Genomic DNA, 23,315 nt, shown 5'->3' with positions numbered 1-23,315 from the left:
AACCTCAACGCCAGCTCCGCACGGTTGGACATGCGGTGGGCTCAGGCTAACTCAAGGCGCGTGCAGCTTGGCGGCAATTTTTTCCAGCACCGCTTGCAGATCCTCGATATCGTAAGGTTTTTGCAGGGATTGCGACGGGAAATCCAGGTGGCGCGTGAGTTCGTCGCCATAGCCGGATGCAAACAGCAGCGCCAGCTCTGGCGTCTTTTGCCGGGCATGGCGAGCGAGGTCGACGCCGGACATGCCGGGCAGGCTGACGTCGGTGAACAGCACGTCGAAATGCCGCGTGGCGAGCAGGGGCAGTGCATCTTCTCCGGCGGCCACATCTTCCACCTCGTGGCCCAGCGCGCGCAGGGTTTCGCAGACCAGGTAGCGGGCGTCCGCGTTGTCTTCCACCACCAGCAGGCGCAGCGGCGTTGTGCTGTCCGCCAGCGGCGCGATGGGGGCCGGCGCCAGCGTGCAGAGAATGCCGGCGACACCGTTATCATCACGGACGGGGGTGTAATACAGATCCAGCGACTGCTGTTCCGTGCGGCTGTTGCGCCAGACCGGCAGGCTGGCGCCGCGATAGCTGAGGCTGCGACCGGCGCGCGCCTCGGCAAGGGCATTGCTGTTCCAGCTCCACGCGGAGGGCTGCATGGATGGTACATTACCGCCAGGTGCACGCAGGCTGGGCAGGCCGATCAGTTCGGCATAGGCGGCGTTGTAAATCATGATTTGCTGCGCCCCCCACATGAGCAGCATGGCTTGTGGTGAATTCAGCAGGATGTCGACGGTCAGCCGCAGGCTGGCGGGCCAGGCTGCGGGATCGCCCACGGCGGTGTTGGACCAATCTGGGGCGGGCGGCGTGACGGCGGAAGGGGAGTTCATGCGGTGCGAGCGTTCTCTTTATCTGTCTTATGAAAGGCGGAGCCAGATGCATCGTACACGGTTAAAAAAAAGCCCGCTACAGTGAGCGGGCTAAATCTATTTCCTTGGAGGAGAATAGAGGAGACAGATGAATGATGCTGCAATGCGCAAATCAATGCAAATTTTAATTCGTGATGTGCGCAATCACTGCCATGAATGAAGTCAGAAAGGAGGGCGTATGGCTACAGTAGTAAAGCACCGCAAGGTGAATATCGTTGTGCTGGAGCAGGACGAGCAAATCAACGGGCATTGCGGCGAAGGCGATATCGCCATTTTGTCGGATGCCGCTGGGTGGTGGATCAAGTTTGTCGGTGCGGATGGGCAGATAGACTGCTATGGCATTCCCTATCCCTCCTACAATGAAGCCTTGTGGTCGGCCAAGGCGGCGGCCGAGTTTGGTACCTGATGACAGAGTGCTGGACAAGCTAGGGGAGTATCCCTATAATGCTGCTTCTTTCGAGCGGCATGCTGTTTGAAAGACGCAGAAGTGAAGCAGTTTTGCTTGGTAGTTGGTTTGGTGATTAAGTCGCCTTATCAAATAAATGATAGAAAATATCAAACTTTGCAAAACAAAATTAATGCTTTATAATAACTGCACAGTGCGGCTGTAGCTCAGCTGGATAGAGTACTTGGCTACGAACCAAGGGGTCGTGGGTTCGATTCCTGCCAGCCGCACCACTAGTTTTACCCAGGAGAGTTGGAAGATTCTTCTGTTTTCAAACGAGAAAGAGCTTGTTATAATCTTCTTGTTTTGCGCGGCTGTAGCTCAGCTGGATAGAGTACTTGGCTACGAACCAAGGGGTCGTGGGTTCGATTCCTGCCAGCCGCACCAGAATTAAAGTTGAATAGACTGTCGAGTCTGTTTGGCAAGTAGTAGAAGTTGTAAAAGTTAAGCGGCTGTAGCTCAGCTGGATAGAGTACTTGGCTACGAACCAAGGGGTCGTGGGTTCGATTCCTGCCAGCCGCACCAAATATGTAGAAGGGCCTGATGAGAAATCATCAGGCCCTTTTGCTTTTTGCCTGACGTCCGCCAGGCACACATTCCTATTGGCATTTTCTTGAAAATGCCCGATGATCTGACGATCATAGTGACGGGAGTGTGTGCATGAGCATCATCACTAATATTGAAGACCTGCGCAGATTGGCCAAGAAGCGTGTGCCGCGCATGTTTTACGATTACGCTGATGCCGGCTCCTGGACCGAATCCACCTATCGCGCCAATCACGCAGACTTCGCCGGCATCAAATTCCGTCAGCGCGTGGCGGTGAATCTTGAAAACCGTTGCGTTGCCAGCACCATGATTGGTCAGGACGTGGCGATGCCGGTCGCCCTGGCGCCGACGGGACTCACCGGCATGCAGCATGCCGATGGCGAAATCCTCGCCGCCAAGGCTGCGGAAAAATTCGGCGTACCGTTCACGCTGTCCACCATGAGCATCTGCTCGATCGAGGATATCGCCGCCAACACCAGCAAGCCGTTCTGGTTCCAGCTGTATGTGATGAAGGACCGCGATTTCATCAACCGCCTGATCGACCGCGCCAAAGCCGCGCGCTGCTCGGCGCTGGTGCTGACGCTGGATTTGCAGGTGCTGGGCCAGCGCCACAAGGATTTGCGCAACGGTCTGTCGGCGCCGCCCAAGCTGACCATCGCGAACCTGATCAACCTGGCGACCAAGCCGCGCTGGTGCCTGGGCATGCTGGGCACCAAACGGCGCACCTTCGGCAACATCGTTGGCCATGCGACGTCGGTGTCGGACATGTCTTCGCTGTCGTCGTGGACCTCGCAGCAGTTTGACCTTGGTTTGTCGTGGAAGGATGTGGAGTGGATCAAGCAGCGCTGGGGCGGTAAGCTGATCATCAAAGGCATTATGGATGCGGAAGATGCGCGCCTTTGTGTTGAAAGCGGCGCCGATGCGCTCATCGTCTCCAACCACGGCGGCCGCCAGCTCGATGGCGCCGAGTCGTCGATCCGCGCGCTGCCCGGCATTGTCGATGCGGTGGGCAAGCAGATTGAAGTGCATATGGATGGCGGCATCCGCTCCGGCCAGGATGTCATCAAGGCCTTGGCGCTGGGCGCGCAAGGCGTCTACATCGGCCGTCCTTTCCTGTACGGCCTGGGTGCGATGGGTGAGGAGGGCGTCAGCAAGTGCCTGCAGATCATCCGCAATGAGCTGGATCTGACGATGGCGTTCTGTGGCCTGCGCGATGTGCGCCAGGTCGATAAAAATATTCTGTTACCGGGGACTTTTTAATGCTGGATCAAGCAGTAGGCCAGACTTACACCGCTACCGAATCGCTGGCGCCGAGCCAGCGCATGCATCTTGTGCTGCTGGGCGTGGAAAACGTCGCGGCTTCAGCGCAGTTTTATGAAGCACTGGGCTGGGCGCGGTCGCCGACCAGCAGCGAAGGCTTCGTCAAGTTCAATATGGGCGGCTATGCGATCTGCCTGGTTAACCGCGCGGATATGGCGCAAGACGCGTTGCAGCCGGAAGAGAAAATGCAGGGCTTTTCCGGTGTCGCCCTGATCCACCTGGCGCGCAATGCGGCAGATGTGCCGCGCATCCTGGCCAGGGCAGAAGAAGCGGGCGGCAGGATCGTCAAGCCTGCCACCCGCACCAACTGGGGTGTCGCCGGTTTTTTCAAGGATCCCGACGGTCACCTGTTTGAGGTGGATTACGAAAGCGGGTGGATGCTCGATGATGCGCACCATCTGGTGGTGGACCGCATCAACCTGTAAGCAGCTCCACATTGCGCTCTGCCAGCAGCGGCAGGGCGCGTCCCGTCACCAGCGACTGATAGTGCTCCGACTGTCGATGCGCTTCAATCGCTGCCTGGTCCGAGTAGCGCTCAATCAGCAGCAGGCCGTGAGGTGGGACGACATTGCGATAGACCTCGTAACTGATGCAGCCTGGCTCCGCCAATGATTTCGGACGTAGTTCCGCCAGAATGGCCAGTACCTCTCCCAGTGCGCCTTCCTTGGGCTGCCAACGGGCGATGACGGTGATCGGGCCGCTCATTTCGATGCTCCCTGTAAGGCGTTGACGATTTCCTCTGCCAGCGCCATACCGGAGGCGGGGTTCTGGCCAGTGATCAGGCGGCCGTCAACGACTACCTTGGCTTGCCACACATCCGTTGCCGAGTACTCGGCGCCTTCGGCTTTCAGTGCGTCTTCCAGATTGAAGGGCACATCGGCCTGGGCGTAGCCAGCTTCTTCTGCGTTGGAGAAAGAAGTCAGTTTGCGGCCGCGTAGCAGTGGTGTGCCGTCTTCCAGCGTCACGCCGAGGAAAGCTGCTGGGCCATGGCAGACTGCGGAGACGATCTTGCCATTGTCCCAGGCGCGGGCAACGGCGCGCTTCACGTCTGGATCATGGGCGATATCGACCATTGGACCCAGGCCGCCGGGGAAGAAGATCGCGTCGTAGTCCAGCACATCGACTTCCGACAGTTTTCGGCTGTGCGCCAGGCGGCGAATGGCCAGGCCATTGCGGAAAGCGCGTTGCGATGGATCGGTTTCATCGTAACCATCCTCCGGCACAAAGCCGCCCAGTGGCGAGGCGTATTCCACGGCGATGCCAGCCTGCTCGAACACTTCGTAAGGATGGGCGACCTCCGGAAAGAAATAGCCGGTGCGGCGGTTGTTCGGGCCGATCTCGGCAGCGTTTGTCAAAATAAACAGTACATGTTTCATGGCTAGCTCCTTGGTTGAAATGTCCGCCATAGTGCGGGTTGAGATAACTATAGGAGCTGGAGGATGGTCGCGGTAGATACTGTTATGATGACTCAATGTCAAATGAAATAATACAATCATGAGCGATCCATCCCCGATACTAGACGAGTTGCGCGCCATGGCAGTCTTTGCGACGGTGGTACGCAGCGGAAGTTTTGCGGCTGGCGCCAGGGCGCTGGGTCTGACGCGGGCGGTCGTCAGCCATCATGTGCGAACGCTGGAGGCCAAGCTGGGCGTGCCGCTGGCGCAGCGGAGTACGCGCAGCTTCAGCCTGACGCCAGCAGGCGAAGCGTTTCGCGTGCATTGCGAGCGGTTGCTGGATGAGGCGCACGATGGCATCCGCGGCATGGAGCTGCTGCGTGCCGAGCCGCGTGGAGAAGTGCGTATCACGTGCTCCCATCACTTCGGTAATAAACGCATCCTGCCGGCGCTGCTGGAATTCCGGCGGCGTTATCCAGCGATACGGCTGCATGTATCAATGAATGATGCAAATGTGGACCTGATGCAGAAAGGGATAGAGCTGGCCGTGCGCGCCGGGCCGTTGGCCGATTCATCGCTGGTAGCGCGTCGTCTGGTGCGGGAGCCCACCATGCTGTGTGCATCGCCCGCCTATTTGCGCCGCTACCGCGCGCCATCGACCCTGTCGGAGCTGGAGCAGCATCGCTGGGTGGTGTACCCACCGAGCCAGCGTACATTGAATGTGCAGGTGAACGGCCAGACTGTGCCCGTGGAGGTTCGGGGTGACGTGGTCACGGACAGCGCAGCCTCCCGCCTGGCGTTTGTGCTGGCGGGGGAAGGCATCGCCCGCCTGCCAGCCTATGATGCGGCGGCGCCGCTGGCTTCGGGTGAACTGGTGCAGCTACTGCCCGAGGTGCAGACAGCGCCACTGGAAATCTACCTCGTCCACGCCCAGCGCATCGGCCCAAGTGCACGCCTGTTGAGAGATTTTCTCCTCAGCGAGGCGGATGGTTGATGATCCGGGGACAGGAGGCGAAAGCACGAACAAGCTGATGATGTCGTGTTGGCTGGCCAGTGTGCGCTAAGTGCGTGGGGCTGGAGTGTCGTCTTTAATCATGATTTTTTTTGCGCAAGAGTGATTACGGGCGATAGAAATACGCCACAAATCTGGAGACTCTTGCTTGTAACCGAGTTTTTTGAACAGGTTCTGCGCGCGCTTGTTTTGTGATGCCACATCGGCAGTTATCTGTTGCAAGCCAATGCGTTGAGCATAGTCTGTGAGTAAGCCTAAGCTAGCTGCCATATAGCCTTTTCCCCAAGCGGACTGCTTGAGCAGGCAACCTACTTCTGCAGTGGTGCGGCCGGCGTTGAAACTGTGCAGGCCGCAGGTGCCGACTAATTCTCCGCTGCCGCGCAGGACAATGGCCCATTCCAGCGATGCGCCCGAAGCGAGAAGGCGCTGCACGCTTTGCAGCATGATGCCAACCGTCGCCAGATCAGAGAATGGCGCCTCGTCGGTGTATTGCATGACCAGCGGGTCGCCGTAAATCTCTAACAGGGGTGTGGCGTCGTTGTCAGCTATTCCCCGCAGGATCAGGCGTTCGCCCTGCAGTGTAGGCAGTTCGTGCATCAGGTCACCATGTTGCGCGGCGCGCCGTGTTGCCAGGCTTCGATATTGTCGATGAGTTGATCGACCAGCGTCTGCATCGCCTGCGAACTGGCCCAGGCAGAGTGCGGCGTGAGGATGAAGTTGGGCAGGCGCAGGTTGAGCAGCACGTTGTCGGCTGGCGGCGGCTCGGTAATCAATACATCGAAGCCGGCGCCCGCGATCAGGCCAGTGCGCAGCGCGTCGGCCAGCGCCTCTTCGTCGACCAGGCCACCGCGCGCGGTGTTGATCAGCAGGGCGCTGCGTTTCATGCGAATCAGTTCTTTGGCGCTGATCATGTTGCGGGTTTTGTCGGTCAGCGGCAGGTGTAGGCTGATGACGTCTGATGTCTCCAGCACTTCGTCGAAGCTGGCTTCACGCACGCCATCTGCGGCGGCATCCGGCAGCGGTGAACGGTTGTGGACGATGACTTCCATGCCGAACGCGCGTGCGATCTGCGCGGTGGCTTTGCCCAGCGCGCCGTAGCCAAACAGTCCCAGACGGCTGCCCGCCAGGTCGGAGATCGGATGGCCGAACAGGCAGAAACGTTCGGACTTCTGCCACAGGCCTGCTTCAATATCCGCGCGGTAGGCGACCAGCTGGCGGCGCAGGGCGAGGATCAGCGCAAACGTATGCTCCGGCAGCGTATTGACGGCGTAGTTGCGGATGTTGGTCACCGTGATGCCGCGCTCCCTGGCGGCGGCGAGGTCGATGATGTTGGTGCCGGTGGCCGCGACGGCGATCAGCTTCAGGTCCGGCAGTTGTGCAAGGTCGCTGGCGCTCAAGGCCACTTTGTTGGTGATGCAGATGGTGGCGCGCGCGTCGCGCAGGCGCTGCACGGCGTCGCCTGCGCTGGTGGCAGGATATTCCGTCCATTCATGTGCAAAGCCAGGCTTGCGGACATTGGCAATGACGCTGTCGCGGTCGAGGAATACGATGCGGTGTGCTTGGCTCATATGGCTACCTCAAAAGATGGGGCACGCGCGACGTTCTTCGGCAGGCGCATGCCAGGGTGATTGGAAAACAGTTCGGCGACCCACTCGACAAACACGCGAACCTTGGCTGACAGATGGCGGTTCTGTGGATACACCACGTGAATCGGCAGGGGATCGCTGACCCAGTCGTCGAGCACCGATTCAAAGCGGCCGTCTTTCAGCATCGGCTCCATCATCAGTTTCGACATTTGTACAATGCCCAGTCCCGCCAGTCCCGCCGCTGTGTAGGCGTTGCTGTCGTTGAGCGCGATATGGCCGGGCAGGGCGACCTGTACCCGCTCGCCATCGCGGGTAAAGTCCCAGTCGTAGATTTTACCGGTACGCGCGGAAAAATAATTCACGCAGCGGTGACGCAGCAAATCATTTGGATGTGTGGGGCGGCCGAACTGGTTCAGGTAGCCCGGCGTGGCGCAGGTGACGAAATGCAGGATACCGACGCGCCGCGCAATCAGGCTGGAGTCCCCAAGCGCACCGCCGCGCACCGCGCAATCCACGCCTTCTTCAATCAGGTCGACCGGCCGGTCGCTGCAACCCAGTTCCAGCTGGATGTCCGGATAGCGGGCGAAAAAATCGGACAGGGCAGGGACGATCACCTCGCTGGCCAGGCCGGTGGGCGCATCGACCCGCAACCGTCCGCTGGGACTGAGCCGGGTGCGCGACAGCGATTCCTCGGCCTCGCGCACGTCGGACAGGATGCGCAGGCAGCGCTCATAGTAAGCCGCACCGTCGGCCGTCACGCTGACGTGGCGCGTAGTCCGGTGCAGCAGCTTGACCGCCAGCGAGGTCTCCAGCGACTGGATCAGCGTGGACACCGTGGCTTTAGGTAGTTTCATGTTTTCGGCAGCACGGGTGAAGCCACCGGCATCCACCACCTGCACAAACACTTCCATCGCTTGAAGTTTATTCATCTTTGAGCCCCATTGTTCGGTATTCTGAACAATCAATTCATCTTTACCGTATTTATCGGATTGTAGAACAAGTTTAAGATTGCTGTACTGCACAAAGTAAAAGACGAAGAAAGGAGGACTTATCATGAAATATCGGGATGCAATTTTCGCAACGATGGCACTGGCGGCGACGTCGGTTGCACTGGCAGGCGTGGTATATACCGATGCCTATTCACACGCCGCGAAAGCGGAAGTTCATGGCGTTCGCGCCCTCACGCTGGTGGCCAGCGGTGACGAGATCGCGTGCGATCCTGCTACCATGTTGTCCTCCAACGAATCGGGAACGGTGCAACAATGAACAATCCAGTAGAGAAGCTGCCGACGCTGTCGGATCAACTGAAAGTCCGCAGCCTTGAGGTCAAGGGCGCGGAAGGTCCGTTGTCGGCGCGTCTCTACACCAGTGGCGATGCCGGGCCTAAGCGCGATACGCTGCTGGTCTTCTTCCACGCTGGCGGCTTTGTCGGCGGCGACCTGGAAGATGCGGACCTGTTCCTGCGCCACATGGCGGACGATAGCCAGCATGTTGCCGTGCTGGCGTCGGCCTACACGCTGGCCACCGAAAAGCCATTCCCGGCTGCGGTAGAAGATGCACACGCGGTGCTGGTCTGGGCCAAGAAGAACAAGGCCAAACTGGGCTGGACCGGCAAGCAGCTGCTGGTCGCGGGTATCGAAGCGGGCGCCAATCTGGCAGCCGTCTGCGCGCTGATGTCGCGCGACCGCGGCGGTCCGGCACTCGGCGGGCAAATCCTCATCATGCCGATGCTGGATCCGGGCCTGACCACCTGCTCGATGCGCGAACTGCAAGCGCCGGAACTGCTGGACGTGGCTGACGCTTGCGCCAAGGCCTACCGCGGTTATCTGCCCAATGCTGCCGACCGCACGCACCCTTACGCATCGCCGCTGCAGTCGAGTCGTTTGAAAAACCTGCCGCCGGCCTTGATCCTGTCAACCGAAGACGATCCGCTGCGCGACGAAGCGGAACAATACGGCGCCAAGCTGATTGGCTGCGGCGTCAAAACCACTGTCCGGCGTATGCAACCGGCGCCCCTGAACGATGCGGGGGCACGCAACGAATGTGCTTGTCGATGTCAAGCGCTGGGAGAAATCGCCAGCTTCATCGCTGGCCTGGAACGGTCTGAGACACCGCCAGCCGCATAGGATTCCCCAAACCCTAAGCAGTATCTGAGTTACGTCCCCACTGGCTTGCCGGCGGGGCGCTAGTACCGTGTTTTCTCGATTTTTCCTGAGACCGCCCGGTGCCGCCTTTTCTATTAATTATTTTCATACAAAAAGGATTTTAAATGAAAAACATTAAATCAATGACCGCTGTAGCCCGGCCACTGGCCGCCGCTATGGCGCTGGCGGGCCTGGCCGCAATTTCCCTGTCTGGCTGCGGTGAAGCAAATAGCAAAGCAGCTGAGGCACCGGCAGGTGCGGGCGGTCCGCCGATTTCGGCAGCGGCCGTGGTCGAGAAAACCATCACTGAAACCCAGGAGTTCTCGGGCCGCCTGGAAGCGATTGAACAAGTGCAGATCCGTCCGCGCGTTGGCGGCTTTATCACCGCCATCAACTTCAAACCTGGTTCGCAGGTGAAGAAGGGCGACGTGCTGTTCGTGATCGATCCACGTCCATTCCAGGCCGAAGCCAATCGCGCCGAAGCGGCCGCCAACTCGGCGCGCGCCAAAGCCGATCTGGCCAAGGTTGAACTGGTACGTTCCGAGAAACTGCTGGCTGACAAAGCCATCGCCCAGCGCGAATACGACGCTTCGGCATCGAGCTACAAACAGCTGGATGCAGATGCCCGCGCCTCGCAAGCCCAGTATGAAGCCGCGAAGCTGAACCTGAGCTACACCCAGGTGACGTCGCCGATCAACGGCCGTGTGTCAAAAGCGGAAATCACGCTGGGTAACCTGGTGGATGCGTCGGCAGTGCTGACCTCCGTGGTGTCGCTGGAGCAGATCTACGCATCGTTTGACGGTGACGAAGAAACCTATCTGCGCGTTGGCGCCGCTGCCCACAAAGGCACGCCGGCCATCGTCAAGATCGGCCTGGCCAACGAAACCGGCTTCCCGCATGAAGGCAAGCTGGAATTCGTCGACAACCAGCTGGACCCACGCAGCGGTTCGGTGCGCATGCGCGCCACCCTGACTAACGCCGATGGCTTGCTGGTACCAGGCCTTTTCGCCCGCGTCCAACTGGCCGGCACCACTGGCGCCAAGCCTGCGGTGCTGATCAACGAGCGCGCTGTCAACACGGACCAGAACCGCAAGTTCGTGTTCGTGGTCGACAAGGACAACAAGGCTGAGTACCGTCCGGTCACGCTGGGCCAGCAGATTGATGGCCTGCGCATCGTGCGTGATGGCCTGAAACCGGGCGAGAAGATCGTCGTGAACGGCCTGCAACGCGTGAAGCCAGGTGCGCCGCTGACCCCGACCATCGTGCCGATGGATTCGGACCCGCTGGCAGCCAACGTGGCCAAAAAAGAAGAGAAAGTCGCCATCGCTAAGACTGGCACTACCAAGGAATAATTAAATGAATATCTCTCGATTTTTCGTCGACAAGCCGATCTTCGCGGCGGTACTGTCGATCGTTATCTTTGTCGCCGGCTTGATATCGATTTTCAAGCTACCGATCTCGGAGTACCCGGACGTGGTGCCGCCATCCGTGGTGGTGCGTGCGCAGTATCCTGGTGCGAATCCGAAGATCATTGCGGAAACCGTGGCTGCACCGCTTGAGGAACAGATCAACGGTGTCGAGAACATGCTGTACATGTCCTCGCAAAACACCTCGGATGGCGCGCTGGCGCTGACCGTCACCTTCAAGATCGGCACCAACGTCGAGCAGGCGGAAACGCAAGTGCAGAACCGCGTTCAGCGCGCGCTGCCACGCCTGCCGGAAGAAGTGCGCCAGATCGGTGTGACGACCGTCAAGTCGTCGCCTAACCTGACCATGGTGGTCCACCTGAATTCGCCGAACGGCCGTTACGACGACCTGTATCTGCGCAATTACGCGGTGCTTAACATCAAGGACCAGTTGGCGCGTCTGCCTGGCATGGGCGAGGTACAGCTGTTCGGTTCCGGCGACTACGCGATGCGCGTCTGGCTCGATCCACAGAAAGTCGCCCAACGCGGTCTGACCGCTGGCGACGTGGTGGCGTCGATCCGCGAGCAGAACGTTCAGGTGGCAGCCGGTGTGATCGGCCAGGGACCAGCAAAAAATGCTGACTTCCAGCTGACCGTGAACACGCAAGGCCGTCTGCAGTCGGAAGAAGAATTCGGCAACATCATCCTGAAGACCAATGCCGACGGCGCGGTAACGCTGCTGAAGGACGTGGCTCGCCTGGAGATGGGTTCGAACTCCTACGCACTGCGCTCGCTGCTGAACAACAAATCGGCGGTGGCGATTCCAATTTTCGAAGCACCTAACGCGAATGCACTGCAGCTGTCGCATGATGTGCGCGAAACCATGGCCCGCCTGTCGAAAGATTTCCCGGAAGGCGTCGAATACAGCGTTGTATACGACCCGACCCAATTCGTGCGTGAGTCGATCAACGCCGTGATCCACACCCTGGTCGAAGCGATCATTCTGGTGGCGCTGGTGGTGATCATCTTCCTGCAAACCTGGCGCGCATCGGTGATTCCGCTGCTGGCTGTTCCGGTGTCGGTGGTAGGTACCTTTGCCGTGATGCTGGCCTTTGGCTTCTCGATCAACACGCTGTCGCTGTTCGGCCTTGTGCTGGCCATCGGTATCGTGGTCGATGATGCGATCGTGGTGGTGGAAAACGTCGAACGTAATATTCACGACGGTCTGAATCCACGCGATGCGACCATCCAGGCGATGAAAGAGGTGAGTGGTCCGATCATCGCGATTGCACTGGTACTGTGCGCCGTGTTTGTGCCGATCGCTTTCGTATCCGGTCTGTCGGGCCAGTTCTACAAGCAGTTCGCACTGACCATCGCGATTTCGACCGTGATCTCGGCATTCAGCTCGCTGACCCTGGCGCCGGCGCTGGCCGCATCGCTGCTGAAATCGCACGATGCACCGAAAGACGTGGTGACCCGTGGCATGGACAAGGTGTTTGGCGGTTTCTTCGCCTGGTTCAACCGCTTCTTCAACCGTGCCTCGCACAGCTATGAAACTGGCGTGACTGGCGTGCTGAAACGCAAAGGCTCGTCGCTGGTGGTGTATGCCGTGCTGGCGGTTGCTGCTGGCTTCATGTTCAAGCTGGTGCCTCCAGGCTTCGTGCCATCGCAGGACAAGCAGTACCTGATCGGCTTCGCACAGCTGCCTGACGCTGCATCGCTGGACCGTACCGACGCCGTGATCCGCAAGATGTCGGACATCGCCAAGGATATCCCTGGCGTGGAGAACTCGATCTCCTTCCCTGGCCTGTCGATCAACGGCTTCACCAATGCGCCTAACGCCGGTATCGTGTTCGTCGGCCTGGCGCCGTTCGACAAGCGTACGACCAAGGAAACCTCGGCCGATGCGATTGCCGCTGAAATCAACAAGCGTATGGGTTCGATCGAAGGCGCGTTTGTGATGGTGCTGGGTCCTCCACCTGTGAGTGGCCTGGGTACCACCGGTGGCTTCAAGCTGATGGTCGAAGACCGCGACAACCTGGGTTACGACGCGCTGTACAAAGCGGTGCAGGCAGTGCAGATGAAAGCATGGCAGAACCCGAAACTGGCTGGCGTCTTCTCGAGCTACCAGATCAACGTGCCGCAGCTGTTTGCTGACATCGACCGCGCCAAAGCCAAGCAACTGGGCGTGCCGCTGAATACGATTTACCAGACCTTGCAGATCAATCTGGGCTCGCTGTATGTGAATGACTTCAACCAGTTTGGCCGTACCTACCAGGTGCGTGTGCAGGCTGACCAGCAGTTCCGTTCGCACGCAGAAGACATCGCCCAGCTGAAAGTCCGCAACGACAAGGGTGAAATGATTCCGCTGTCCTCGCTGATGCGTGTGAAAGACAGCTATGGCCCGGACCGTGTACAGCGCTACAACGCTTACGTGGCAGCAGAGATCAACGGTGCACCGGCGCCTGGCGTATCGACTGGCGAAGCACAGGCCGAGATGACCAAGATCGTCAACGAAGTCCTGCCGAAAGGTATCAGCTACGAATGGACTGAGCTGGTGTATCAGGACATCCTGTCGGGTAACACCATGATTTACGTGTTCCCACTGTGCGTGCTGCTGGTGTTCCTGGTGCTGGCTGCGCAGTACGAAAGCTGGACCCTGCCGCTGGCGGTGATCCTGATTGTGCCGATGTCGATTCTGTGCGCGCTGATTGGCGTGAAACTGACCCACGGCGACAACAACGTGTTCACCCAGATTGCGCTGTTCGTGCTGGTTGGTCTGGCGTCGAAGAATGCGATTCTGATTGTGGAGTTTGCACGTGAACTGGAACACCATGGCCGTTCGATCGTTGAAGCTGCGCTGGAAGCCTGCCGTCTGCGTCTGCGTCCGATTCTGATGACGTCGATCGCATTCATCATGGGCGTGCTGCCACTGGTGTTCTCGCACGGTGCAGGTTCGGAAATGCGTCATGCAATGGGTGTGGCGGTGTTTGCCGGCATGCTGGGCGTGACCTTCTTCGGCCTGTTCCTGACGCCGGTGTTCTACGTCCTGCTGCGTACCCTGGCTGTGCGTCTGGAAAAGAAAAAACCAGCCGTGGTGGCGGAAGCTGCTCCGGCCAAACTGGAAGGGACTCACTAATATGAACAAGCTGCATATGATCGCAAAAGGTGTCGCGCCTATCCTGGCGGCCTTGCTGATGACCGCGTGCGCCGCACCGGAATTCAAGCAGCCTGCGATGGAAGTGCCGACCGCGTTCAAGGAATCGCAAGCGCCGAAGGCTGCGGTGAAAACCGCTGCCGACGGTAGCACCTGGAAACAGGCGCAGGCTGCGGAAGCGCAGCCACGCGGCGAATGGTGGCTGGCGTTCAACGATCCAGCGCTCAATGAGCTGGTCAACGAAGCTACCCGCGCCAACGCCAACCTGGCCGTGGCTGCGGCCCGCGTCAAGCAGGCCCGCGCCATCGCCGGCATCGCTGAAGCGGACCGTATTCCACAGGTAGGCGTTGCAGCCGGTGCCCAGCGCCTGCAGCAGTCGGATGTGGCGCTGGGGCTGCCAGCTGGTACGCCAGTGTCGCCGTCCAAGGTATTCAACGCCAACCTGACGGCGAGCTACGAGGTTGACCTGTTCGGCCGCGTCTCGTCGAACGTGGCGGCTGCGCGCGGTGATGCGGCTTCGGTAGAAGCGAATTACCGTTCGGTGCTGCTGTCGGTGCAAGCGGATGTGGCGCAGACGTACTTCCGTCTGCGTTCCACCGACGCTGAGCTGGAAACCTTGAACCGCACGGTGCAGACCCGCGAAGAAAACGTCAAAGTCAACCAGCGCCGTTTCGACCTGGGCGACATTGGCGAGTTCGATCTGTCGCGCGCCAAGACCGAGCTGGCGACCGCGAAAGCGGAAGCCATCGGCTTGCAGCGTCAGCGTGCGACCACCGAGCATGCGCTGGCGGTCCTGCTGGGCAAACCAGCGGCCACCTATACGGCTGGTAACAGCCCGCTGCTGGACAGCACCCTGCTGCCAGTGATTCCTGCCGGCCTGCCATCGACCCTGCTGGAGCGCCGTCCGGACATCGCCGCCGCACAGCGCGCGATGGAAGCGTCGAATGCACGGATCGGTGTCGCCCGTTCGGCGATGTTCCCATCGCTGATGCTGAACGCGAATGCGGGCGGCACGTCGGGTAATACCGTGGCCGATGTGTTCAAGTGGAGCAGCCGTTCGTGGCTGCTGGGCGCAGCGCTGTCGATGCCGCTGATCGATGGTGGACGTAACAGGTCCAACATCCAGCGCAGTGAAGCGGCGCTGGAAGAGTCGATTGGTACTTACCGCCAGAATGTGCTGACGGCGTTTGCGGAAGTGGAAGACAATCTGGCAGGTTTGCGTGTTCTGGCTGGCCAGACGGCGCAGATTGATGATGCCGTGGTGTCAGCCCGCCGCTCGGCTGATCTGGCGCAGAAGCTGTACACGGCCGGCCGTTCGAGCTATCTGGATCTGCTGGATGCACAGCGCAATCTGGCGTCGGTGGAACGCAGTGCGGTGCAGCTGCGTGGTACTCGCGCAGTGACCACGGTGGCGCTGATCCGCGCGCTGGGCGGTGGCTGGGGTGATACAGTAACGTCGCCAACCACGTTGGCGCAGAAGTAAAAACAAAAAGCGAACCGAAAGGTTCGCTTTTTTTTCGCGCTATTCCCGCTGGCGCGGGAGCGACGATGATTACTTGGTGGTGACTGGTGCTGGAGTGGCTGCGGCTTCGGCTTTTTCAGCTTTGGCGTGGGCTTTGGATTTGGTTTTTGCGGCTTTGGCGTGAGCGTCGGCCTTGTCAGCTTTTTCTTCAGCCTTGGCGACGGCGACGTCTTTTTTTGCATCGGCTTCTGCCTTGGCGGTCTTGGCTTCGGCTTTTACTTCAGCCTTGGTTTCTTTGGCGTCTGCTTTGGCGACAGCTTTGGTTTCCTTGGCTTCTGCCTTGGCAGCGGCAGGGGTTGCAGGAGCAGGGGCTTGTGCGAATGCAGCGGTAGCGAACAGGCCAGCGATCAGGGTAGCGATAACTTTTTTCATGATGTAATCCTTTGTGGAGGTTCAGGGCCCAGGACAATTCCTGCGTCTCTGAGCGTAAAACGCGTCCCGGTTTCTCATCGTTGACGGGCTTTACAATCGCTTACATGTTCGCCATCGCACAGTGATGGCGGGCGGACAGGCCTAGTCTGGCGATATGAAAGGCTCGCTCAAAACTTACAAGGCCAAGCGCAACTTCGCTATCACGCCGGAACCCGCTGAGGGCGGCGAGGAGGGTAGGGAGGCGCTGACCTTCGTGATCCAGAAGCACTGGGCTTCGCGCCTGCATTACGACTTCCGGCTTGAACTCGATGGCGTCATGATGAGTTGGGCCGTGCCTAAAGGTCCCAGTTACGACACGCACGACAAGCGCATGGCCGTGCATGTGGAAGACCACCCGATTTCCTATAACGACTTTGAAGGCACGATACCGCCCAAGCAGTATGGCGCGGGTAAGGTCATCATCTGGGACAAGGGCACATGGCGCCCGCTTGACGATCCGCGCAAGGCGCTCAAGGCCGGCAATTTGAAGTTCGAGATCAACGGCCACAAGATGCACGGCCGCTGGGTGCTGGTGCGGATGAAAGGCAAAGGCGAAAAGCAGGAACCGTGGCTGCTCATCAAGGAGAACGACGAGTACGCGCGCTCCGCTGACGAGTTCAGTGTGGTCGATGAAATGCCGGACAGCGTCAAAGCGCTACCGATGCCGGACGCACCGGGCGCTCCCGCCGCTGTCTCCGCAACCGCCGCACCGGTGGATGGCGCGGCAGCCGAACGCGCAGCGCCCAAGGCCGCGTTGCCTGAGTCGCTGTCGCCACAACTGGCGACGCTGGTCGATGCACCGCCATCGGGACCTGCCGACTGGCTGTTCGAAGTCAAGTTTGACGGCTACCGCCTGCTGGCCCGCATCGACGGCAAGGACATCCGCCTCATCACCCGCAACGGCAACGACTGGACGCACAAGCTGCAGCCGCTGCGCGACGAACTGGCCAGGCTCAAATTCCCATCCGGTTGGTATGACGGCGAAATCGTCGTCCATGATGATGAGGGCCGACCGGATTTCGGCCTGCTGCAAAACGCCTTCGACGAAGACAATCCCGGTAACATCGTCTACTTCCTGTTTGATCTGCCGTTCCACAATGGTCACGACCTGCGCGATACGCCGCTGGAGCAGCGCCGCGCCATTCTGGAAAAAGTGCTGGTCAAACGCCAGACCGATAATGTGCGCTTCAGTACCGCGCTCAATGCGCCGCCGCAGGACATGATCGCCGCCGCCTGCCAGATGGGGCTTGAGGGCATCATCGGCAAACGGCGCGATGCGCCATATAGTTCGCGCCGCAACGGCGCCTGGATCAAACTCAAATGCGGTCTGCGGCAGGAGTTCGTCATCGGTGGATATACCGATCCGCAAGGCTCGCGCAGCGGTTTCGGCTCACTCCTGCTTGGAACCTATGACAAGGACGGCAAGCTGCACTACGCGGGCAATGTCGGCAGCGGTTTTACCGCTGCTTCATTGAATGCGCTGAAATCCAGAATGGACAAGCTGCACGCCGATAAAAGTCCTTTCGCCCCCAGCCGCGAGATCGACAAGAAAGCCCATTGGCTCAAGCCTGCACTGGTTGCGGAAGTGAGTTTCGGCGAGTGGACGCATTCGGGCTCCATCCGGCACGCTGTCTTCAAAGGACTGCGCAAGGACAAGAAGGCCAGCGTTATCGTGCGCGAGGAGCCCAGGCACATCAAGGAGGAACCGGTCATGCAAACTGCGCTCAGTTCCATGAAAATTACCAACCCTGATCGCGTTATCGACAAGGAAAGCGGTGCGACAAAAATCGCGCTGATACGCTACTACGCGCTGGTGGCGGACCTGATGATTCCGCATCTGAAAGGCCGCCCGGTCTCGCTGGTGCGGGCGCCGGAAGGCGTCGGCGGCGAGTTGTTCTTCCAGAAGCACGCCGAAATTTCTCGCATGCCTGGCGTGAAGCAGTTCAAGCAGTCGCTCGATCCCGCGCATCCGCCCATGCTGGAAGTGCCATCGGAACAAGCGCTGTTATCCGCCGCGCAGATGAATGTGGTGGAGCTGCATACGCAGAACGCCAATGGCAGCAGCTACGAGAAACCCAACCGCATGGTATTCGACCTCGATCCCGGCAAGGGCGTTACCTGGCGTCAGGTACAGGAGGCTGCGGTATTGCTGCGCGCTTTCCTGGACCAACTGGGCCTGGCGGCGTTCCTGAAAACCAGCGGCGGCAAGGGCTTGCATGTGGTGGTGCCGGTGAAACCGGGTTACGGCTGGGATGACGTGAAGGACTTCTCGCAGGCGATCGTCGCCCATATGGCGGAGACGATACCGGAACGGCTGGTGTTGAAAAGCGGCCCGCGCAATCGCGTCGGCAAAATCTTCATCGACTACTTGCGCAATGGACGCGGCGCGACGACGGTGGCCGCATGGTCAGCGCGCACGCGGCCAGGCCTGGGTATCTCGGTGCCGATCACGTGGGAGGAACTGGATAGCCTGCATGGCGCCGATCAGTGGAACGTCAGCAATGTGCACACGCGCCTGGATGCCGGCAACGCGCCGTGGGACGATTACGCCAAATCGGCCAAGGGCCTCTCTGCCGCCATGAAGCTGATGAAGTTCAAGCCGGGCGCCAGCTGAGGCAAGGATAGTGAAGCTGCGGCGCTTACGCCGCCTTGGCGCGCGTGGTGGCGGATTTGGTCCGGCGCGCAGCAGTATGAGCGGCGGTTTTGCTTGTGCTGCTGGTACGGCGTGTGGTGGTGGACTTGGTGCTGCGCTTTTTCGGTGGCGCTTCTTCTTCCTCGTCCTCGGCGGCGGCTCGGCGCGGCTTGCCGCGTTTGCCCAGGCTATCCTGCAACAGCGCCACCAGATCGACCACATTCGAAGCCTTGGGCGCCGCAGCCTCCTTCTCGGGTGCGGTGATGGTCTTGGTCTGTCCGGCCTTGATCTTTTTCTTTACCAGTGCGAGCACGTCTTCCTTGTAGGTGTCGTGGTACTGCTCCGGCTTCCATTCCGCGCTCATGCCTTCCACCAGCGACAGCGCCATTTTGAGTTCCTTATCGCTGATGCCGGCGGCCTTCAAGGTCGCCGGCGGCAGCTTCAACTCTTCCGCGCTACGGATCTCGGTCGCATAGCGCAGTGTATTCAACACGATCTTGTCTTCCACGCACACCAGCGCGCACAGATGCTGCTTGGTACGCATCACCACCGTGGCGATGCCCAGCTTGCCGGCCTTGCGCAGAGTCTCGCGCAGCAGCGCATACACCTTGCCGCCGCCGCGCGAGGGCGCGAGATAGTAGGGCGTTTCATAGTAGGTGAGCGGCACGTCGGCCGCATCGACGAAGGCCATGATGTCGATGGTCTGCGTGGCCTCGACATTGGCGCGTTTCAGGTCTTCGTCCGAAAGCACCACATACTCGTCGTCTTCATATTCGTAACCCTTGACGATGTGATCCCAGCTGACCTCCTTGCCGCTGCTTTTGTTATAGCGCTTGTAGCCGATGGGCGAGAAGTCGCGCTTGTCCAGCATGGTCAGATCCAGGTCGTGCTCCTGCACGGCCGTGTACATTTCAACCGGAATGTAGACCAGCCCGAAACTGATCGCCCCTTTCCACAACGCGCGCGCGGCCATGGTCAGCTCCCCACCGAGCCGGTGACCGGCAACACGATGCCGGTGATGTAGCTGGAGCAGCAGGGCGCCGCCAGGAACACATATGACGGCGACAGTTCCTGCGGCTGGGCCGGACGTTTCATGTCCGTGGTCGCGCCAAACTGCGCCACTTTCTCTGCCGGCGCATCGGCGGGATTCAACGGAGTCCACACCGGCCCCGGCGCCACCGCGTTGACGCGTATGCCTTGCTCCAGCAGGTTGGAGGCCAGCGACATCGTGAATGCATGGATCGCACCCTTGGTGGTCGAATAGTCCAGCAGATGCTTCGAGCCCTCCAGCCCTGTCACCGAGCCTGTATTGATGATTGAAGCGCCGCGCTTGAGGTAAGGCAGGACGGCTTTGGCCATGTGGAAGTAGCCGTAGACATTGGTCTTCATGGTCAGGTCAAAGCGGTCTTCCGTCAAGTCAGTCAGTTTTTCCGCGTGTTCCTGGAAGGCTGCGTTGTTGACCAGGATGTCCAGGCGGCCAAAGCGTTCATGCGCCTGATGGACAGCATCGCGGCAGAACGCTGCATCGCGCACGTCGCCGCGGATCAGCAGGCAGGCCTGGCCTTCCGCTTCCACATAGCGCTTGGTGTCTTCCGCATCCTGGTCCTCGTTCAGGTAGACGATGGCCACATCCGCGCCTTCGCGCGCATACAGCACGGCGACGGCGCGGCCGATGCCGGAGTCACCACCGGTAATGATGGCCGCCATGCCGGCCAGTTTGCCGCTGCCGCAGTAGTCCGGCGCGAGAAATTCCGGTTTCTGCTGCATATCGGCTTCCAGCCCCGGTTTTTCCAGGTGCTGGGCCGGTAGCGGCGTGCCGGGGTAAACGTGTTCGGTGGTCTGGACCGGGCCCTGGTCCTTGACGGTACTCGCGCGCTGAGCCTGCTGGTCGGTCTGGTCCTGGCGCTGCTGAATTTCACGCTGCAAGCTGGCCGCGCCCGGATCTGCGCGGTTTTCCGAATTTGACATGGTGTTCTCCTTAACCCTTGAGAACACAGTATTGGTGCCGCTCCCATGGTTGACGGTGCGCTTGTTAACACATGCAGGCAAACCACGGATCGCAAAAAAAAATCTGATCTATAATGCAAAAAATATTGCTATTTATGAACTTTATGGCACACTAGGCAGGAGAGACATTTTTATAATTAGATCTAAAAACCAAAGCAGGGAGTAACATCATGGCGGATGCATTCAGCCGACCGAATAGCACAGGCGTGTTTTTTAATCCGAGCAGTGATCGCCGCGCGGAGTTTCAGTCCTGCTGTGGGGAATTGTTTTCGCAATTTACCCTCTGCGATAGCGTCGACAGCGCTGCCACTGCGGTGGCCAAGCGCGACACCGATCTGCTGATCCTCGACCTCACCGGGTTTGAACACCTGAACCAGCTGGCCGGCGTGGGCGCGCTGATCCGTAGCCGGTCCGGCAAGCCGATTTTGCTGCTGTGCACCTATGAACATAGCGCCTGGCTGCCGGAGCTGATGGCGTATGGCACGTTCGATTACCGTATTTGCCCTGTGCTCAACGATGAACTGCAACAGGCCGTCAAGCAGGCGCTAACGGTGCCGGGAGACCCTGCCGCCGCCATGCAGCAAACGCTGCTGGACAAGGAAAAAGAGCTGCGCGACCTGCTGGGCGTGCAGCGCAGCCTGCAACGCGCATTGGGCGGTATCGACAACATCAACACCATGGCGTCGCAGATCTGTCTGGCGCTGTGCAATTTCCCGGGCGTGCGCCATACCTCGCTGCTGCACATCAAGGAGCGCGGCGACCTGCAACTGGTGGCGCAGGAAGCGCGTAATCACCTGGACCTGGCGCGGCTGCTGCAGCGCCGCGACCGTTTGCTGCAGTCGCCGTTGCGCGATGTGTTCCCGCCGCTGATGGCGGTGTCGCGCGGCGAGATGGTGCTGCTGGATGCGCCAGAGAAGTCGGGCGATCCGGAGCTGGCCATGGCGCTGCATGACCGCAATGTCCGCATGGTGCTGGCGCTGCCGCTGCGCGCGGAACCGGGCGGACCTGAAATCGGCGCCATCTGCCTGATGTTCGACCGCCACGTCACGTTCTCGCGCGAGCAGTTTGCCTGCTTTGCCAGCCTGGCGCAATTTGTCAGCTTTGGCCTGGGCATGAGCGAATTGAAGCACCAGAACGATGCGCTGTCCGGCCAGCTGTCGCAAATGAGCACCGTGGACGCGATCACCGGCGCCGCCAATCGCCGCGCGGGCGAGGACATGCTGGACAATGAAATCCGCCGCGCACGCCGTTATGGCTTGCCATTGGCCGTGCTGTCGTTTGACGTTGGCAGCTTCCATTCGTCCAATGATTTATACGGTTCCGCCGTCGGCGATCCTGTCTTGCGCAAGATTGCCGAAACGGTGATGGGCCGCCTGCGTACCTCCGATATGCTGGCGCGCATGCGCGGTGAAGAATTCCTGATCGTGGCCACGCATACCACCGCAGCGGATGCGGTCCGTCTGGCGGAAAAACTGCGCGGCGCAATTGCCGAGGCGGACCTGCCGAGCGCCGGTTATGGCGCCACGGTCAGCATCAGCCTGGGCGTGACGCAAGTGGCGCCGGATGAGGGCAGTGCCATTGTGCTGGATCGTCTCGATGCGGCGCTGCACCGCGCCAAGCGCGCTGGCCGCAACTGCATCGAGGTTGCTGCTTAAATCTTCTCCAGTATCGTCGCGATACCCTGGCCGCCGCCGATGCACTGGGCGGCCAGTGCGTAGCGGCCGCCTGTCCGCGCCAGTAGCGATGCCGCCTTGCCCGTGATGCGCGCACCCGTTGCGCCCAGTGGATGGCCGATCGCCATGCCGCCCCCATCCAGATTCAACACCTCCGGCCGGATCCCGAGTTCGCGCACGCAGGCCAGCGCCTGCGAGGCAAAGGCTTCGTTGATTTCCGCGACATCGATATCCTCCGCCGTCAGGCCCGCCAGCCGCAGGGCTTTTTGCGTGGCCGGAATCGGGCCTATGCCCATCAGTGCGGGATCGCAGCCGACAGCGGCCATCGAAACAATGCGCGCGGTCGGTTGCAGGCCGTGCTGGCGGGCGAATGCCTCGGATGTTACCAGCACCGCCGACGCGCCATCGGTCAGCGGCGACGAAGTGCCGGCCGTGACCACGCCATGTTCCGGATCGAATACCGGCTTGAGTGACGCCAGCGCTTCCAGCGTGGTGCCAGGGCGGATACAGCCATCTTCGGCGATGACGTCGCCGTTGGCTGTGGTGATGGCGACGATTTCGTCCTTCAAGCGGCCCGCTTCGCGCGCGGCGGCGGCCTTCTGGTGCGATTGCAGCGCCAGCAGCTCCTGATCGGCGCGCGCCACTTCGTATTTGCGGGCGACGTTTTCGGCGGTGTCCCCCATGCTGATGTAGGCATCGGTATCGGCCAGCAGTTGCGGGTGAGGGGAGAAGTTGAAGCCACCTTGCGGCACCATGGTCATCGACTCCACGCCTACGCACAGATAGGCCTCGCCCAGTCCCGCCTCGATATTCGCGGCGGCGATGTGGATTGCCGACATCGACGAGCCGCAGAAGCGATTGATGGTCATGGCGCTGACCGCATGCGGGAATCCCGCCAGCAGCGAGACGATGCGCGCCAGGTTATTGCCTTGCGAGGACTCGGGATAAGCGCAGCCGAGGATAACGTCGTCCAGCAAGGCGGGATCGACGCCGGTACGCTGCATCAGGCCCTTGACTACCTGCGCGCCGAGGTCGTCGGGACGCACCTCGGCCAGCTTGCCTTTGCGGGAGAAATGAAAGGGCGAACGGGCATAGCCACTGATAACTGCTTTCATGATGCACCTTTAAATGATGATCGTAATGTTTGATAT

General features: G+C 60.2%; 21 protein-coding genes and 3 tRNA genes. 14 read left to right on the top strand and 10 right to left on the bottom strand.

Going from position 1 to position 23,315, the window contains the following annotated elements:
- Positions 1-51: 51 nt before the first annotated feature.
- Positions 52-870, bottom strand: a complete 819-nt coding sequence (locus tag BUA36_RS24340; protein WP_072788372.1) for a response regulator — start codon at positions 868-870, stop codon at positions 52-54.
- Between the two features lie 217 nt (positions 871-1,087).
- Here BUA36_RS24340 and BUA36_RS24335 point away from each other — a divergent pair, with 217 nt between their 5' ends.
- The 6 genes from BUA36_RS24335 (at position 1,088) to BUA36_RS24310 (ending at position 3,645) form a co-directional block, all read left to right on the top strand.
- Positions 1,088-1,315, top strand: a complete 228-nt coding sequence (locus BUA36_RS24335; protein ID WP_072788369.1) for a hypothetical protein — start codon at positions 1,088-1,090, stop codon at positions 1,313-1,315.
- 195 nt (positions 1,316-1,510) lie between these two features.
- Positions 1,511-1,587 (top strand) — tRNA-Arg (locus BUA36_RS24330).
- A gap of 77 nt (positions 1,588-1,664) precedes the next feature.
- Positions 1,665-1,741 (top strand) — tRNA-Arg (locus BUA36_RS24325).
- 61 nt (positions 1,742-1,802) lie between these two features.
- A tRNA-Arg gene (locus BUA36_RS24320) sits at positions 1,803-1,879 on the top strand.
- A gap of 135 nt (positions 1,880-2,014) precedes the next feature.
- Positions 2,015-3,160: an alpha-hydroxy acid oxidase gene (locus BUA36_RS24315; RefSeq protein WP_072788367.1), complete on the top strand. Its 1,146-nt coding sequence runs from the start codon at positions 2,015-2,017 to the stop codon at positions 3,158-3,160.
- A complete protein-coding gene (locus BUA36_RS24310; protein ID WP_072788366.1) occupies positions 3,160-3,645 on the top strand; it encodes a VOC family protein in 486 nt (161 codons plus the stop codon). Before BUA36_RS24315 ends, BUA36_RS24310 begins: the two co-directional genes overlap by 1 nt.
- On the opposite strand, the gene BUA36_RS24305 is transcribed toward BUA36_RS24310, so the two are convergent.
- Complete coding sequence (locus BUA36_RS24305) at positions 3,635-3,925, bottom strand: putative quinol monooxygenase (protein WP_072788365.1); 291 nt, start codon at positions 3,923-3,925, stop codon at positions 3,635-3,637. The genes BUA36_RS24310 and BUA36_RS24305 overlap by 11 nt on opposite strands.
- Positions 3,922-4,596 carry a type 1 glutamine amidotransferase domain-containing protein gene (locus BUA36_RS24300; protein ID WP_072788364.1) on the bottom strand — a complete coding sequence of 225 codons (675 nt, stop codon included), beginning with the start codon at positions 4,594-4,596 and terminating at the stop codon, positions 3,922-3,924. The genes BUA36_RS24305 and BUA36_RS24300 overlap by 4 nt, the downstream gene beginning before the upstream one ends.
- A 118-nt stretch (positions 4,597-4,714) precedes the next feature.
- Here BUA36_RS24300 and BUA36_RS24295 point away from each other — a divergent pair, with 118 nt between their 5' ends.
- Positions 4,715-5,608, top strand: a complete 894-nt coding sequence (locus tag BUA36_RS24295; protein ID WP_072788363.1) for a LysR family transcriptional regulator — start codon at positions 4,715-4,717, stop codon at positions 5,606-5,608.
- Positions 5,609-5,674: 66 nt separating this feature from the next.
- Here the strand turns inward: BUA36_RS24295 and BUA36_RS24290 are convergent, their stop codons facing one another.
- The 3 genes from BUA36_RS24290 to BUA36_RS24280 are packed head-to-tail and all read right to left on the bottom strand — an operon-like array spanning position 5,675 to position 8,141.
- Positions 5,675-6,223 carry a GNAT family N-acetyltransferase gene (locus tag BUA36_RS24290; protein WP_072788362.1) on the bottom strand — a complete coding sequence of 183 codons (549 nt, stop codon included), beginning with the start codon at positions 6,221-6,223 and terminating at the stop codon, positions 5,675-5,677.
- Positions 6,223-7,194 (bottom strand): D-2-hydroxyacid dehydrogenase, encoded by a 972-nt coding sequence (locus BUA36_RS24285; RefSeq protein ID WP_072788361.1) that lies wholly within the window; start codon positions 7,192-7,194, stop codon positions 6,223-6,225. The genes BUA36_RS24290 and BUA36_RS24285 overlap by 1 nt, the downstream gene beginning before the upstream one ends.
- Positions 7,191-8,141 (bottom strand): LysR family transcriptional regulator, encoded by a 951-nt coding sequence (locus BUA36_RS24280; RefSeq protein WP_072788360.1) that lies wholly within the window; start codon positions 8,139-8,141, stop codon positions 7,191-7,193. Before BUA36_RS24280 ends, BUA36_RS24285 begins: the two co-directional genes overlap by 4 nt.
- Before the next feature lie 124 nt (positions 8,142-8,265).
- Here BUA36_RS24280 and BUA36_RS24275 point away from each other — a divergent pair, with 124 nt between their 5' ends.
- The 5 genes from BUA36_RS24275 (at position 8,266) to BUA36_RS24255 (ending at position 15,402) form a co-directional block, all read left to right on the top strand.
- Entirely contained in the window at positions 8,266-8,478 is a 213-nt protein-coding gene (locus tag BUA36_RS24275) for a hypothetical protein (RefSeq protein WP_072788359.1), read from the top strand.
- Entirely contained in the window at positions 8,475-9,338 is an 864-nt protein-coding gene (locus BUA36_RS24270; protein ID WP_072788358.1) for an alpha/beta hydrolase, read from the top strand. The genes BUA36_RS24275 and BUA36_RS24270 overlap by 4 nt, the downstream gene beginning before the upstream one ends.
- A gap of 143 nt (positions 9,339-9,481) precedes the next feature.
- Entirely contained in the window at positions 9,482-10,708 is a 1,227-nt protein-coding gene (locus BUA36_RS24265; protein ID WP_072788356.1) for an efflux RND transporter periplasmic adaptor subunit, read from the top strand.
- 4 nt (positions 10,709-10,712) lie between these two features.
- Complete coding sequence (locus BUA36_RS24260) at positions 10,713-13,901, top strand: efflux RND transporter permease subunit (RefSeq protein ID WP_072788353.1); 3,189 nt, start codon at positions 10,713-10,715, stop codon at positions 13,899-13,901.
- A 1-nt stretch (position 13,902) separates the two neighbouring features.
- Positions 13,903-15,402, top strand: a complete 1,500-nt coding sequence (locus tag BUA36_RS24255; RefSeq protein ID WP_072788351.1) for an efflux transporter outer membrane subunit — start codon at positions 13,903-13,905, stop codon at positions 15,400-15,402.
- Between the two features lie 69 nt (positions 15,403-15,471).
- On the opposite strand, the gene BUA36_RS24250 is transcribed toward BUA36_RS24255, so the two are convergent.
- Positions 15,472-15,813 (bottom strand): hypothetical protein, encoded by a 342-nt coding sequence (locus BUA36_RS24250; RefSeq protein ID WP_072788349.1) that lies wholly within the window; start codon positions 15,811-15,813, stop codon positions 15,472-15,474.
- Between the two features lie 154 nt (positions 15,814-15,967).
- Between BUA36_RS24250 and ligD the strand changes: the two genes are divergently transcribed.
- Entirely contained in the window at positions 15,968-18,466 is a 2,499-nt protein-coding gene (ligD, locus tag BUA36_RS24245; protein WP_072788347.1) for a DNA ligase D, read from the top strand.
- A gap of 25 nt (positions 18,467-18,491) precedes the next feature.
- Here the strand turns inward: ligD and ku are convergent, their stop codons facing one another.
- Entirely contained in the window at positions 18,492-19,457 is a 966-nt protein-coding gene (gene ku / locus BUA36_RS24240; RefSeq protein WP_072788345.1) for a non-homologous end joining protein Ku, read from the bottom strand.
- A gap of 2 nt (positions 19,458-19,459) precedes the next feature.
- Positions 19,460-20,452, bottom strand: coding sequence for an SDR family oxidoreductase (locus BUA36_RS24235; protein ID WP_072788342.1), 993 nt, complete (start codon positions 20,450-20,452; stop codon positions 19,460-19,462).
- 302 nt (positions 20,453-20,754) lie between these two features.
- Here BUA36_RS24235 and BUA36_RS24230 point away from each other — a divergent pair, with 302 nt between their 5' ends.
- Positions 20,755-22,146, top strand: a complete 1,392-nt coding sequence (locus BUA36_RS24230; protein ID WP_229255797.1) for a GGDEF domain-containing response regulator — start codon at positions 20,755-20,757, stop codon at positions 22,144-22,146.
- Here the strand turns inward: BUA36_RS24230 and BUA36_RS24225 are convergent.
- Positions 22,143-23,279 (bottom strand): thiolase family protein, encoded by a 1,137-nt coding sequence (locus BUA36_RS24225; protein ID WP_072788336.1) that lies wholly within the window; start codon positions 23,277-23,279, stop codon positions 22,143-22,145. The two genes, BUA36_RS24230 and BUA36_RS24225, sit on opposite strands and share 4 nt — an antisense overlap.
- Between the last annotated feature and the right edge of the window lie 36 nt (positions 23,280-23,315).

This window comes from Duganella sacchari, assembly GCF_900143065.1.
GTDB lineage: Bacteria > Pseudomonadota > Gammaproteobacteria > Burkholderiales > Burkholderiaceae_D > Rugamonas > Rugamonas sacchari.
Note: the sequence above shows the minus strand (reverse complement) of the source record. Positions and strands in the feature narration are given on the sequence as shown.

Coding starts and splice junctions, on each gene's coding strand:
- BUA36_RS24340 (WP_072788372.1), bottom strand. CDS start 870: ATGAACTCCCCTTCCGCCGTCACGCCGCCCGCCCCAGATTGGTCCAAC.
- BUA36_RS24335 (WP_072788369.1), top strand. CDS start 1,088: ATGGCTACAGTAGTAAAGCACCGCAAGGTGAATATCGTTGTGCTGGAG.
- BUA36_RS24315 (WP_072788367.1), top strand. CDS start 2,015: ATGAGCATCATCACTAATATTGAAGACCTGCGCAGATTGGCCAAGAAG.
- BUA36_RS24310 (WP_072788366.1), top strand. CDS start 3,160: ATGCTGGATCAAGCAGTAGGCCAGACTTACACCGCTACCGAATCGCTG.
- BUA36_RS24305 (WP_072788365.1), bottom strand. CDS start 3,925: ATGAGCGGCCCGATCACCGTCATCGCCCGTTGGCAGCCCAAGGAAGGC.
- BUA36_RS24300 (WP_072788364.1), bottom strand. CDS start 4,596: ATGAAACATGTACTGTTTATTTTGACAAACGCTGCCGAGATCGGCCCG.
- BUA36_RS24295 (WP_072788363.1), top strand. CDS start 4,715: ATGAGCGATCCATCCCCGATACTAGACGAGTTGCGCGCCATGGCAGTC.
- BUA36_RS24290 (WP_072788362.1), bottom strand. CDS start 6,223: ATGCACGAACTGCCTACACTGCAGGGCGAACGCCTGATCCTGCGGGGA.
- BUA36_RS24285 (WP_072788361.1), bottom strand. CDS start 7,194: ATGAGCCAAGCACACCGCATCGTATTCCTCGACCGCGACAGCGTCATT.
- BUA36_RS24280 (WP_072788360.1), bottom strand. CDS start 8,141: ATGAATAAACTTCAAGCGATGGAAGTGTTTGTGCAGGTGGTGGATGCC.
- BUA36_RS24275 (WP_072788359.1), top strand. CDS start 8,266: ATGAAATATCGGGATGCAATTTTCGCAACGATGGCACTGGCGGCGACG.
- BUA36_RS24270 (WP_072788358.1), top strand. CDS start 8,475: ATGAACAATCCAGTAGAGAAGCTGCCGACGCTGTCGGATCAACTGAAA.
- BUA36_RS24265 (WP_072788356.1), top strand. CDS start 9,482: ATGAAAAACATTAAATCAATGACCGCTGTAGCCCGGCCACTGGCCGCC.
- BUA36_RS24260 (WP_072788353.1), top strand. CDS start 10,713: ATGAATATCTCTCGATTTTTCGTCGACAAGCCGATCTTCGCGGCGGTA.
- BUA36_RS24255 (WP_072788351.1), top strand. CDS start 13,903: ATGAACAAGCTGCATATGATCGCAAAAGGTGTCGCGCCTATCCTGGCG.
- BUA36_RS24250 (WP_072788349.1), bottom strand. CDS start 15,813: ATGAAAAAAGTTATCGCTACCCTGATCGCTGGCCTGTTCGCTACCGCT.
- ligD (WP_072788347.1), top strand. CDS start 15,968: ATGAAAGGCTCGCTCAAAACTTACAAGGCCAAGCGCAACTTCGCTATC.
- ku (WP_072788345.1), bottom strand. CDS start 19,457: ATGGCCGCGCGCGCGTTGTGGAAAGGGGCGATCAGTTTCGGGCTGGTC.
- BUA36_RS24235 (WP_072788342.1), bottom strand. CDS start 20,452: ATGTCAAATTCGGAAAACCGCGCAGATCCGGGCGCGGCCAGCTTGCAG.
- BUA36_RS24225 (WP_072788336.1), bottom strand. CDS start 23,279: ATGAAAGCAGTTATCAGTGGCTATGCCCGTTCGCCCTTTCATTTCTCC.